Origin of the sequence: Streptomyces rectiviolaceus, assembly GCF_039533825.1 — a bacterium.
Lineage (GTDB): Bacteria > Actinomycetota > Actinomycetes > Streptomycetales > Streptomycetaceae > Streptomyces > Streptomyces rectiviolaceus.
Map to the genome: position 1 here is coordinate 158,747 of NZ_BAAAUG010000041.1, position 13,135 is coordinate 171,881.

The window sequence follows — 13,135 nt, forward strand, 5'->3', positions numbered from 1 at the left end:
CACGGGGAAATCGGTCACATCAGCCTCAACGATCACTGTGACACCGCACCTTCACTGGCGTAACGCTCTGATTACGTCAACGTGTAGAGAGAGGGCAGAGACAGACAGGACAGAGACCGAGCAGCGCCGGCCGGGCCGAGAATCCAGCCCGGCCGGCGCTTGAGGCCGCTCTCTTACCGCACCCCCACCGCCCGCACGATCTCCTGGGTGACCGATCCGCCCCGGTCGTCCTTCGCCGAAGCCCGCAGGGAAATGAACTCGGCGGAACCAGGCACCTTCAACTCCCCGCCCCAGGAAGCCTTTGCCCCATCCCGGTCAAGGGCGACCTCCGTCCACTTCTTCCCGTCGTCGTACGACACCTCCAGCTTGCCGCCGCCGATGGCCCCGACGTCCGGCGCCCCCTTCACGTACTCGGAGAAGATCCCGACATCCACGGTCCGCCCGCCCCGCACGTCCCCCGCGAGGTCCGTGTCCACGTCGAACCCGAGGTTCAGCAGGGGAAGGAACGTGTCCCGGTCGGCAGGAGTCTCCTTCGACCTGAAGGTCCACTCCGAGTGGCCCTTCGTCGCGAGCCGCCACCGGTCCGCGTCCAGCGTCGTGTCCGTCACGACCTTGTACGTCCGCTCGGCGGGATCCGCGTCCCAGACGTAGACCCCCGAACTCTTGCGCCGGTCGACCAGCTCCCCGTCCGCGTACACCTCGCTCATCTGCGTCATCGAGTCGTCGTTCCACACGTCGCCGAACCCGGTGTGATCAGGACCGGAGTCGCCCCACCCGGGAACGTTGAACTGCAGCGAGTTGCCCGACCGCTGCTGCCCCCAGCCGAGCCCCGTCCCCAGCCACGGGTGCCACACGGGCTTGAACCAGTTCAGCTCGCCGTGCCTGCCGCCCCGGTAACCGACCAGACCGCTCCGCTCCTCCAAGACGCCGGGCCCGGCCGACACCGACTCGTGCCACAGCTGACCGGCGCCGGTGGAGGCGTAGTCCGTCCGCTCGACCGGGTAGTCGATCTTCTCCTGGAAGCCGATCCCGACGGAGAAGGTGTCCGTAAGCGAATAGCGGAACTCGCCGCCCGCCACCGGCTTCACCGCGTGGAACTTCGTGTCCAGGACCGCGAGTTCACGCTTCGACGGCTCGTACGTCAGGTCCCTGGGCACCGCCCCCTTGTGGCCCTCCGACACGTCGTACACATAAGGCGTGCGGGAGGTCGCCGTCGTCTCCACGGCGCGTCCCGCCTTCGCCGCCGCGAGCAGCCGCGCACCGTCCGCAGCGTCGACCGTGCCGATCTGCAGCGGCCGGTCCGCGTTGTCGTCCGTGCCGAACCACGCGTTGAGCCGCCCCGGCACGTCATCGGTCACGAACAGCGCCTTCGCGCCCGCGTCCTGGGCCGCCTGCCCGAGCTGAGCGGGCGTCACGTCCGAGCCGGGCGCGCGCCGCACGATGACGGCCTTGCCCTTGACGTCCTTGCCCGCGTACTCGGCGTCCGTGCCGCCGCCCACGTCCACGAGCGGCAGCTTGCTGCGGCCGTCGGTCACCGTGCCGCCCGGCTGCGCGACGACCTGACCGAGGCCCTTCACGTCGAGGGTCGGCTTCCCCAGGCGCCAGACGGTGCGGTACTCGAAGCTGCCCTCGGCCACCTTGCTGGTGGGCGCCGCGAAGACGCTGTCGTACTTGACCGGCACCTGGACCGCGCCCATCAGCTCGGCGCCGTTCGCCTTGCGGTCGTACTCCATCAGGAGCTGGCGGGTCTCCGTCCGCTTGCCGACGTCCACGCCGACCTCGCGCAACTTCCGCCCATCCAAGGTGACTTCACGGTCCCGATCGAGGACGATCTCCGGCGCGGCGAGGAAGCCGATGCCGAGCGAGTCCTTCCCCTTGCTGCCGCGTACGTCGAGGAACGAGGACAGGGCGTACGACCCGGGCTTCAGGCGCAGCTCAAGGGTGCCGGAATCACCGACCTCCGCCTGGAACGGATCGGTCTGCTTGACGAGGTGCTGGAGCACCAGACCGGCCCCGGTCGCCGCCCCGTCACGGTCCTTGACGTGGACGGTGAGCGTGTACCGCTCCTCCTCCTTGACCAGGCCGAACGCGGTGTGCACGACCGGCTTCCCGGCGGCGCTCGCGACGATGCGGCCGCTGCTGTTGCCGACGGGCGCCTTAGCACCGTCACCGGTCACCGTGGTCGAAGCGGTGCCGTGCGCGGGCACGGTGAGCGTCTTGTCGGCGAGGTTCGCGACACCCTCCGCCGCGCCCTCGGCGGCGAGACTCAACTCCACTGCCGCGTCGGACGAATTGGCATAAGTGACCGTCTTTGTGACGGGCTTGTTGTCCCCGTACGGCCAGGAGTAGAAGCCGAGATCGGCGCTCCCGCTCGCGGTGACCTGCGCATCGATGGCGCCGGGCACACTCACCCGCCCAACGCCCAACTCGTATGCGGAGGCGTCGAGTTTCGCGGAGGTGGACATCAGCGCGTCCTTCAGGCGCGCACCGCTCCAGTCCGGGTGCTTCTCGGCGAGCAGGGCGGCGACGCCCGCGACGTGCGGGGTCGCCATCGACGTACCGCTCATCTCGGTGTAGTAGCCCTCACCGCCGGCCAGTTGGGACCGGGCGGCGAGGATGTCGACGCCCGGCGCGGACAGGTCGGGCTTGAGGGCATTGTCCCCGTATCGCGGGCCCTGGCTGGTGAAGTACGCGGCCTGGTCGGCGGAGTCGACGGCGCCGATGGTCAGCGCGGAGTCGGCGGCGCCGGGCGAGCCGATCGAGGAGGGGGCGCCGGTGTTGCCCGCGGCGATGACGAAGAGGGCGCCGGTGTCCTTGGAGAGGGTGTTGACGGCGGCGGCCATCGGGTCGGTGCCGTCGCTCGCCTCCCGCGAACCGAGGCTCATCGACACAACCTTGGCGCCGACGTCCTTGCTTGCCCACTCCATTCCGGCGATGATCTGCGACTCGCTGCCGGAGCCCTCGTCGCTGAGCACCTTGCCGACGGAGAGGGCGGCGCCGGGCGCCACGCCCTTCTCCTTGTTGCCGTCGGACTCGGCGCCGCTGCCGCCGACGGTCGAGGTCACATGGGTGCCGTGGCCGTTGCGGTCGGCGACTTCCTCGCCGGGGATAAAGCTCTTACTGGCGTCCACACGATCCTTGAGACCGGGGTGGGAGAGATCGGCCCCCGTGTCGAGGACGGCGACCTTCACACCCTTGCCAGTGAGCCCCGCCTCCCAGGCCTTGGGGGTGCCGATCTGCTCGTTGCTCTGCGCCATGTCGGCCTCGACACGCCCGTCGAGCCAGATCTTGTCGATTCCACCGGCAAGGCCACCCCCCGAACCGGCCTTGGCACTCGGCGACTCAGAGGCACCCGGCGCGACATCCCGCCAGAAGGCACCGGGCTCGGCCGCCTTCACCGCCACGCCGCCCACGCTGGGCAGCGCGCGCACCTTGTCGGCGCCACGGGGCGTCGCCGGGCCCGCGTCACGCCGCGCGCCCTTCTCGTACGTGACGATGAGCGGCAGCGCGCCGCCCTTCTCGTCCCCGAGCCCCTGGCGTATCAGCTCCGTCACGTCGAAGAGCCGCTTGTCGAGGGTGCCCGCGCTCAGATAGGGCCGCGCCTCATCCGGTACGACGGTGATGCGGTCACCGGATATCTCACTCCGCACGGCTCCGGTGGCCCCTGCGGGCCGGTCGACGGTGACGGTCTTCTTGCCGCCGCCGAGTTCCGTGACGGTGACCTTGTCGCCGGTCACCAGGGTGACCGTGTGGGCGGCGCGGGCGGCGGGGGTGGCCCGCCCCTGCGGTGTGTCCACGGGAGCGGCGGTCGCACTCTGCCCTGCCGGAAGCAGCGCGACCGCGAGGCCGACAACCGGCAGCAGCCTCGCTCTTCGCCACGCGGGTGATCGGGTCATGGGTGCCCTCTCTTCGTCGGACCCGGGCGGGGGTGATTCCCGGGTGCTGCGAAGAGTGTCGGGCGGCTTGTGTTGCCGGGGTGTTGACCGGTGCTGGCGGGAAGCCGCCAGGGCACCTTCCCGCCAGCCCCACCCGTGTGCGTCCGTTACCCCGGACTTGGATGACAGCCACAAGGACCTTCCGTAACAATGCAGTTGGCAGGTGCGGCGAGGGCTCGACGGGGGCATTGATGGACGATCTGGTGGAGTTCACGACCGACGACGGCACGCCCGTCGTCATGGCGGACGTGGAGGACATGCACGGCTCCCACCTCGTCTCCCGCGGCAACGGCCCCTCCCGGGCGGTCCACACCTTCGAGGAGTCGCTCGCCGGGGCACGCGCGGCCGCCGAGTCCGCGCTGCGGGTGTTCCGCGACGGCACGCTGCGCCCGGACTCGGTGGAGATCGAGTTCGGCGTACGGATGTCGGCGGAGGCAGGCGCGGTGATCGTGAAGGGCACGACGGAGGGCCACTTGGTGGTACGCCTCGCCTGGACCCCAGACGGCCCGGCAGCCACCACGTGATCACAGGAGGCGGCATGCACCCGCGGCCGGCAACGCCCGCGAGGGGACGCGCCGCCCGGAGCACGGCTCCCAGCACTCCAGGACCGACATCCCGCACGGCAGCACAGGAGATGGCATGCACCCGCGGTCGGCAACGCTCGTGAGGGGACGTGCCGGTATGTCCGCCCGGAGCACGGTTCCCAGCACTCCGGCCCCGAAGCACCAAAGCGGCCACCGGACGATAGCGAGGACGGACATACCGGCGCGGCCCCGCCCCAAGACACAGCAGCACCGCAGCACGCACGACGCATCCGCAGCCGGCCACGCCTCCGAGGGAACGAGCCCCCTAGCCGCGCCCCCGCCGGAGGCCACCCCCACCCCATGAGCAGCACATCGTGGCATGCCCGCATCGTGTGCGGAAGCGAGGTCGGGGCCGGGTTCCTCGTGTCCGACCGGCACGTCCTGACCTGTGCGCACGTCGTCCGCGCCAGCATCCGCCCCAACGCCCGCGCCAGCGAAGGCGCCAGCGACGGCGCACCCGTCACCGTCTCCTTCCCGCACCGCGATGACCTCGGCACGGTGACCGCCACCGTTGGCGCGCACGGCGGCTGGGACGGACACGGCGACGACCTCGGCGACCTCGCCGTCCTGGAGCTGGAGCACGCGGTGCCGCTGCGGCCCGCCGAGTTCGCGGACCCCGAGGACGCGTACACCGAACCCCGCCCCCGCCTCCTCGTGTACGGATTCCCCAAGGGCTACCGCGAGGGCACCCTCGCCGAGTACCGCGCCACCGCGGCCCAGCGGATCGCCGACGAGTGGGTCCAGCTGGAGGCGTGGAGCGCCCACGGGCAGCCCCTGGCGCCCGGGTTCAGCGGCGCTGCGGTCACCCTCGCGGACAGCAACCGGGTCGTGGGCATGGTGTCGGCCGCCGCCCGCGCCTCCACCGGCGTACGCAACGGACGGATGCTGCCCACCTCCGTCATGGCCCGCTACTGGCCGCCGCTAGGCGATCTGATCCCCACCCCCGGCCACCAGCGGGCCGCGAAGGAACGGCTGCGCGCCCTGGTGGACCGGGCCGCGGACACCGGCCTCGCCCTCGACCCGGAGCGGCTGTACCGCGACGCGGTGGGCCCGCTCGGCCCGCCCGTGCCGCCGGAGGGTTTCGGCTCGCTGTGGTCGGCGGCCTGGTACGTACTCTCGGAGATCGAAGAGCCGGACGCGATGGCGCGCCTCGCCGACCGCCTCGCGGGCCTGCTCGAAGCACCCGCGGCACCCGCCCCGCCCACGCCCGGGGAGCCCGGCGCGCCCGGCGACTCACCCGCCTGGTCCCCCATCCTCATCGAGATCGACCACAGCGGCGCGGGCGACGACCAGCTCCTGGTCGAGGTGTCCGCGTACCGCGAGGGCCTGCGTCACCCGGTCGGTTCGCACACCCTGTCCGCAGGCCACGTCCGCCGTTACGTCCAGGAGCGCGTCGACGACGCCTTCTCCCATCTCACCCCCGGCACAGACGAGTTGCTGGCCTTCGTGCTGCCCCGCGCACTGCTCAACTGGCCGGTGGCCCAGTGGGAATGCGGCGCCGACGACCCGACCCCGCTCGGCTGCTCGTACCCCCTGGTCGTCACCGACCGGTCCCGCCGCAAGGGCGGTCTGCGCCACCGCCTCGCCCGGAAGTGGGAGCATCTGGACGGCCGCCCCACGACCGTCCTGCACCGCGTCGAGTGCGGCACCCAGGAGAAACCGAACAAGCTCAGGTTCCGGCTGCGACAGGACGGCGCGGACCTGGCGGGGTTCGCGGCGCCGCCACCGGCGGACCGCGCCGGGCCCGACACCGACGTCACGCACTTCGACGTCACGCTCACCGCACCCGTGCCGGTACTCCTGTGGTCGCGCACGGGCTGCGCGGACACCGACCACCGCACCGACAAGAGCTGCGCGGGCTCCGACTTCCTCGACCGTATCGCCGCCCACATCGAAGGCCATCCGCCCGCCCAACTCCCCCGCACCATCCTGACGTTGCGCGAGAGCGCCGAGGCGTCCGACGAGCCGGACACGCACTGGGCGAGGGACGTGCAGCTCCTCTGGGACGACCCCCGCTGTTTCCCCGCCGCACCCGCCGCCCACCGCCACTCCCCCGTCGCCTGAGCCCGACGTACGCATCCCGAGCCCGACGTACGAATACGGAGAACCCCGATCATGTCCCTGTGGCCCGTCTACACCGGCACGAACGAGCCCCACGACGGGATCTCCGAGCTGCCCCCGCCCCCGCCCTGGCGCGCCTTCGACGGCGGCCCGGTCCTCGACACGCCCACGGACGACGGCTCGGCCACTTCCCCGGACCGCGTGCACCGGGCGCACACGTACCGGGCCACGGAGACCTGCGTCCAACTGGTCAACGCTGCCCTGTACTTGCGACGGCCACTCCTGGTGACGGGGCCTCCGGGAAGCGGCAAGTCGAGCCTCGCGTACGCGGTGGCACGGGAGTTGGGACTCGGCCCGGTCCTGCGCTGGAACATCACGAGCCGCAGCGCCCTGCACGACGGCCTCTACCAGTACGACCCGCTGTCGCGCCTCTACGCGGCGGGCCGCTCCCCGAAGGCGAGGGCGCAGCGGGAGGGCGCGGGCGTCGATGACCACCTCCGCCTCGGCCCGCTCGGCACCGCGCTCCTCCCCTACAGCCGCCCCCGCGCCCTGCTCATCGACGAGATCGACAAGAGCGACCTCGACCTGCCCAACGACCTCCTGAACATCCTGGAGGAGGGCCAGTACGAGATCCCCGAGCTGGTACGGATCGCCAAGCACACCCCGAAGGCGGACCTCCTGACCGACGGCTCGGACGACCCGGTGACGGTCGAGCGCGGCCGCGTGCGCTGCCGGGCCTTCCCCTTCGTCGTCCTCACCAGCAACGGCGAGCGCGAGTTCCCGCCCGCCTTCCTGCGCCGCTGCGTCACGCTGCGCCTTCGCCAGCCGCGCGACGAGCACCTTGAGGAGATCGTCCGGGCCCACCTCGGCGAGCCCGACGCCTACGCCCGCACCCTCATCGCCCGCTTCCTGGAGCGCGGCACCGGCGGCGAACTGGCCACGGACCAGCTCCTGAACGCGATCTACCTGACCGGTGCGGCGGGCGTCGACACAGCCTCGCGGGACGAGCTCGCGCGCCAGTTGATGCCGTACCTGACGCAGGCGGCGGATCCGGGCCCCGATGCACTCTGACGCGCCCCGGCACCGGGGCCCCGTCGCGCGCCTCGCCGATCTCCTCGCGGAGGCGGCGGACGGTTCACGGCCCACGTCGATCGAGCTGGCCGAACTGCTGTGGCTCGCACGGCAGATGGGCGGCGACGCGCCGACTCCGCGGGAAGCCTCCGCCGCCCCGCCGCAGACACCGCGCACGCCACCCCGGCCGAGCCCGTCACCGCCGAACCCGGAACCGGCCGACCCCACGCCACCCCCTCGCCCGGACGACCGGGTGCCGCTGCGGCTGCCGTCCCCGGCGGGCGGCGACGCACGGCCGAAGCCCTCCGCGTCCGGGAACCCGTCGGGCACCCCCGACTCAGGAGCCGCATCCGGCCACACTCCTGTCCGGGTCCCCGTCCCCCCGATGGTGACCCACCCCCTCACCCTGCAACGCGCCCTGCGCCCCTTGAAGCGCCGTGTCCCCTCCCCGGTGGGCGAGGTCATCGACGAGGAAGCCACGGCGGACCGCATCGCCCGCCTGGGCGGCCATCCGCGAAGCTGGCTGCCGGTCCTGCGCCCCGCGTCGGAGCGATGGCTGCGCCTTTCGCTGGTGTACGACGCGGGCCCGACCATGCCGATCTGGCGCCCCCTGGTCCACGAACTCCACACGGCGCTCGCCCAGTCCGGCATCTTCCGCACGGTGGAGCTGCACCGCGCGGAGCCGGACGGCACGGTCCCGCCCCAGGCGGCCCACGCGCCCGCGTCGGGCCGCACGGTCACCCTCGTGATCAGCGACTGCATGGGCCCGCAGTGGCGCCAGGGCGAGGCAGGCAATCGCTGGTACCGCACGCTGCGCCGCTGGGCCACACAGATGCCGGTGGCGGTGATCCAGCCGCTCCCGGAACGCCTCTGGCGCACCACGGCGCTCCCGACGGCTCCGGGGCTCCTCTCCTCCCCGCACCCTGCGGCACCTTCGAGCGCTCTCACGTTCACTTCGTACGCCGCTGATGTGCCGCCCCCCGCCGGAGCGGTGCCGGTCCCGGTGCTCGAACCCGCCGGGACGTGGCTTGCGCACTGGGCGGCGCTGGTGGCGGACGCGGGTGGGGCGCAACTGCCGGGCGCGGTGGGGTGGCTGGGCCACGGCCCACCGCCACCGGCCCCCGATGCCGGCACCTCGGACATCACGGCCATCACGGACCTCACCCCCGAGGACCTCGTGCTCCGCTTCCGCTCCACGGCCTCCCCCGAGGCCTTCCGCCTTGCGGGCCATCTGGCGGTGGGCGAGCCGCAGTTGCCGGTGATGCGGCTCGTCCAGGCGGCGGTGGAGGAGCGTCCGCGCCCGCAGCATCTGGCGGAGGTGATCCTGAGCGGAATGCTGGCTTCGGGCGGGGCCGCCGGGGCGTATGAATTCCGGGACGGTGTACGGGAGTTGCTGCTGCGTACGTTGCCGCGTACCGCGCGGGGGCGTACTCGGGAGCTTCTCGCCCGGGTGGGCGGACTGATCGACGAGCGGGCGGGGGCGGCGCCGGGGGTACTGCGCGCGGTGGCTCCCTCCGGCGGAGGCGCCGGGCCCGGGGCCCCGGTGGGCGAGCCGTTCGCGACGGTCACGCGGGACAGTGCGCGACGGTTGGGCGGGGGGCGGGACGCGAGGCTCCTCGGTGACCGCTACCGGCTGGTGCGGCGGATCGGGCACAGCGGCAGGGTGTGGCTCGCGGAGGATCTGCGCCAGGGCGGCAGGCCCGTGGCGGTGCAGCGCTACCCGCAGGCACCGCAGTGGCTCCGTCACGGCTTCACGCGGGCCGCGCGGCAACTGTCCCGGTTCCGCCATGCGCAGGTGGCCGCCGTGCACGACTACGCCAACGGTGAAGTCCCCTACCTCGTCATGGAGTTCATCGAGGGCCGCAATCTCGCGGAGCTCCTGGCGGACCATCCGAACGGACTGCCCACCCACTACCTCCTGGACCTGATCCCGTCCCTCGCCCGCGCGGTTTCCGCCCTGGACGCCGAAGGCCTGGCCCACGGCGCCCTCTCCCCCGCCTACGTGAGGATCCCGCCGCAAGGGGGCGCCGTGCTCTGCGGCTTCACGCTCGCCCCCTACCGCGAGGAGAGCGGATCGGCCGACCTCCGCTCGCTCGGCCGCCTCGTACACGAAATGTACGACGGCACTGAAGTGGCCGCCGGGCTCCGGGACATCCTGCGGTCCGCCGTCGAGGACCTCGACTCCCCCGACGCGGACCGCCGACGCCAGGGCCTCCACCAGCTCACGCAGCTCACGCAGCTCTCCGTGCCCGCGTCGCGCGACCGCACGTACTCCCTGCTCGGCCCTCTTCACGTCACCCAAAACGGCCACCTCCTCACCGTCGGAAAGCCGGAGCAGCAGGCGCTGCTGTGCATGCTCCTGCTCAAGCGGGGCCGGACCGTGCCGTTCGCCGAACTGACCGAGGGAATCTGGGGCCCTGCCTTCACCCCACGCGCGGAAGGCGACCTGCGCAACTGCGCGCACCGCCTCGCCAACACGCTGGCTCCCGACACCCTGGTCGCCGACGACATCGGCTACGCCCTGCCCTTGCCGTACGGCCCCGACGTCGTCGACCTGTTCCACTGCCAGAGACTCGCCGCCGACGCCCAGGACGCCCGCTTCGCGGGGGACTTCACGCGCGCCCGCGAGCTGGTCCGCTCCGCGCTCGACCTGTGGCGGGGCGCCCCCCTGGAGGACATCCCCGGCCCGGCCGCCCAGGCCACCCGCGCCGACATCAGCCGCCTGCGGCAGTCACTCCTCCAGACACACCTGGAGCTGAACCGGGAGCTCGGCGCGACCGAGCAGGAGCGGACGGAACTGGACGAGCTGCTCCAGGAGTTCCCCCACACGGAGGACGAGGTACTGGCCCCCCACGAGGAACTCCCCAGCACCCAGCTTGACGACCTCGGCGTCAGCCGTGAGCTGCCGGACGACCAGCCCACGCCCCCGGGGACGACCCTCACCTTCGAGTACCTGACCCGCCCCTCAGGAACCCAGTCGGAGACCCTGCACAAGCTGGGCCGGGAGATCTCCCACCTCCTCATCACCGGCGGCATCGGCCCCGACCACTTCGAGCTGCAGCCCCGTGCCCGCGGCTGGGACGTGGACGTCGCCCCGGAGGTCCACGTCCTGCACGTACTGACCGCCCTCCTGCAACAACTCCCCGCGGCGCTGGGCGAGTTGCCGCACATCGGCCTGTGTGTCACCGTCACGCACGAGCCGGACCCCACGGTCGCCGCCCTCACCTTCCCCGCCGAGCTGCGGCACCTCTTCAACCGCCCCGGCAGCCGCGCCACCGTGATCGTCTCCAACGACCTGCACGACAGGCTCAGCCGCTCCGGCCGCATGGGCGACACCCGGTTCGAGCGGGTCCCGCGGTCCGACGACTGGTACTGCGAGATCACGGCCACGCCGCCCGTCACCCCCCGGCCCACCTCCGTCGAGACCCTGATCCTCGGCTTCGACGGAACCCTCATCAACCTCTACCCGGGCAAGGCGGCCCGTGCCGCCGCCCGCAGCCTCGTCGCACTCGCCGTCGAACAGCGCGACGTCGACGCCGCCCTGACAGGCGAAGCCCACCTACCGGCAGTGCCCGGCGGCCGCATCACCCGGAGCGAGGGCCGACTCCATCCCTTGGACGTGCTCCGCGCGTACGGGGACTCCACGAACCAGCGACTCGGACGGGACATGAGCCTGCGGCTCGAGCGGATCGAGACGCAGGCAGCCCGCACCGGGAAGCCCACACCTCACGCCGCCGCGCTGCTGCGCGCCCGGTCCGGCCACCCCCGCATCGCCATCGCCACCGATGTGTCACCGCGCGCCGTGTCCGCGTACCTGGAAGCACGTGAGCTCCCTGCCCCCGAGGGCGGAATCCACGGCCGCAGCGAGTTTCTCCGGCTTCTGATGCCCGATCCGGACTGCCTGCGTCGCACCCTGCAACAGCTGGGCACACCTCCGGACCGCTGCTTGATGGTCGGGGCCTCCGTGTCTGAGGCGACCGCGGCCCGGAGCCTGGGCATCCGATTCCTCGGGCACACCCGCGACGAGCGGGACCGCGTGCGCCTCCGGGCTGCCGGAGCCCTCGACACCATCGACTCCCTGTCGGAACTGACCGACGCCCAGGACCGCAGGTGACCCTCACGCCTCCGGCGCCTTCGCGTCGTACCGAGCGAACCTCCGCCACTTGACGGCCAACAGCCCCACGGCGACGACACACGCGACCCCGCCCCCCACCACCGCCACCCCGGGCGACGCCAGATCACCCACCGACCCGGCGACGAAGTCCCCGAGCCGGGGCCCGCCCGCCACCACCACGATGAAGACCCCCTGCAGCCGCCCCCGCATCTCGTCCGGCACGGCCGCCTGCAGCATCGTGCTCCGGAACACCATCGAGATGGTGTCCGCGCAGCCCGCGACCGCGAGGAAGAACAGCCCCAGCCACAGATTCCGTGTCAGCCCGAAGACGGCGATCGCCGTGCCCCAGCCTGCGACCGCCAGCAGAATCGCGAGGCCGTGCCGCCGGATCCGCCCCAGCCACCCGGAGAACACCGCGCCGAGCAGCGCTCCCACCGCGGGCGCCGCGACAAGCAGGCCCACCGTCTTCGCGTCGCCCCCGAACCACACCACCGCCACCGCGGGGAACAACGCCCGCGGATGCGCGAGCACCATCGCGCACATGTCCGTGAAGAAGGTCATCCGCAGGTTCGGCCGCGTCGCGAGGAACCGCAGCCCTTCGAGCACCGACGCCCGCTTCCTGCGCACCCCCTCCTCAGCCCCCGCCTCAGCCCCCTCCGGCCGCATCGCCGGCAGCCGCCACATCGCGTACAGCGACGCGCTGAAGGCCACCGCGTCCACCGTGTACGCCGCCTGATAGCCCCACAGGCCGACGATGAGTCCGCCCAGCATGGGGCCGAGCATCGTGCCCCCTGTCGTCGTGATCGACGACAGCGCGTTGGCCGCGGGCAGCTGCTCCGGCGGAAGGAGCCGCGGGATCATCGACGAGCGCGCAGGCGAGTTCAGCGCCGCGCAGACCGCCTGCAGCGCGACCACGGAGTACAGGAACCACACGTGGTGGAAGCCCGCGAACGCGCCGGCGGCGAGCGCGAGGGAGAGCCCGCACGAGCCGAGCGACGAGTAGAGGCCCAGCTTCCGCCGGTCCACCGTGTCCGCGATCGCGCCCCCGTACAGGCCGAACACCACGAGAGGGACCAGCGAGAAGAGACCCACGAGGCCGACCGAGAAGCTGGAGTGCGTGATGTCGTAGACCTGGAGGGAGACCGCGAGGGCGGTCATCGCCTGGCCGATCCAGGAGATCGTGTTGCCGGCCCAGAGACGGCGGTAGTCGACGGACGTACGCAAAGGCGTCAGATCGGCGAGTATCCGCCTTTTCGTGACGGGCCCCTGGGGCTCCACTGGTAGCGGGGACAGCGGGGGGTCGCTGTCGGCCTCGGGTATCCGGGGTCCTTCGGCTTCGTCTTCTTCCGGGGGCGTATGCGTCACACGGG

At 72.2% G+C, this 13,135-nt stretch carries 6 protein-coding genes; 4 read left to right on the forward strand and 2 right to left on the reverse strand.

The features are described from left to right. Window positions 1–173: 173 nt before the first annotated feature. On the reverse strand, window positions 174–3,896 hold the full coding sequence (locus ABD378_RS14555; protein WP_344521227.1) for a S8 family serine peptidase: 3,723 nt from the start codon (window positions 3,894–3,896) through the stop codon (window positions 174–176). A gap of 230 nt (window positions 3,897–4,126) precedes the next feature. On the opposite strand from ABD378_RS14555, the gene ABD378_RS14560 reads away from it, so the two are divergent. The 4 genes from ABD378_RS14560 to ABD378_RS14575 all read left to right on the forward strand — a co-directional run bounded on the left by ABD378_RS14560 (window position 4,127) and on the right by ABD378_RS14575 (window position 11,765). After that, window positions 4,127–4,459, forward strand: coding sequence for a CU044_2847 family protein (locus ABD378_RS14560; RefSeq protein WP_344521229.1), 333 nt, complete (start codon window positions 4,127–4,129; stop codon window positions 4,457–4,459). 288 nt (window positions 4,460–4,747) lie between these two features. Continuing rightward, window positions 4,748–6,583: a VMAP-C domain-containing protein gene (locus ABD378_RS14565; protein ID WP_344521296.1), complete on the forward strand. Its 1,836-nt coding sequence runs from the start codon at window positions 4,748–4,750 to the stop codon at window positions 6,581–6,583. A gap of 51 nt (window positions 6,584–6,634) precedes the next feature. Continuing rightward, on the forward strand, window positions 6,635–7,651 hold the full coding sequence (locus ABD378_RS14570) for an AAA family ATPase (protein WP_344521231.1): 1,017 nt from the start codon (window positions 6,635–6,637) through the stop codon (window positions 7,649–7,651). After that, a complete protein-coding gene (locus ABD378_RS14575) occupies window positions 7,641–11,765 on the forward strand; it encodes an SAV_2336 N-terminal domain-related protein (RefSeq protein ID WP_344521232.1) in 4,125 nt (1,374 codons plus the stop codon). The genes ABD378_RS14570 and ABD378_RS14575 overlap by 11 nt, the downstream gene beginning before the upstream one ends. A 3-nt stretch (window positions 11,766–11,768) precedes the next feature. On the opposite strand, the gene ABD378_RS14580 is transcribed toward ABD378_RS14575, so the two are convergent. Beyond that, on the reverse strand, window positions 11,769–13,058 hold the full coding sequence (locus ABD378_RS14580) for an MFS transporter (RefSeq protein WP_425583845.1): 1,290 nt from the start codon (window positions 13,056–13,058) through the stop codon (window positions 11,769–11,771). Window positions 13,059–13,135: the final 77 nt, after the last annotated feature.

Excerpts from the sequence above, each read along its gene's own strand:
- ABD378_RS14560 (WP_344521229.1), top strand. The coding sequence starts at position 4,127 with ATGGACGATCTGGTGGAGTTCACGACCGACGACGGCACGCCCGTCGTC.
- ABD378_RS14570 (WP_344521231.1), top strand. The coding sequence starts at position 6,635 with ATGTCCCTGTGGCCCGTCTACACCGGCACGAACGAGCCCCACGACGGG.
- ABD378_RS14555 (WP_344521227.1), bottom strand. The coding sequence starts at position 3,896 with ATGACCCGATCACCCGCGTGGCGAAGAGCGAGGCTGCTGCCGGTTGTC.
- ABD378_RS14575 (WP_344521232.1), top strand. The coding sequence starts at position 7,641 with ATGCACTCTGACGCGCCCCGGCACCGGGGCCCCGTCGCGCGCCTCGCC.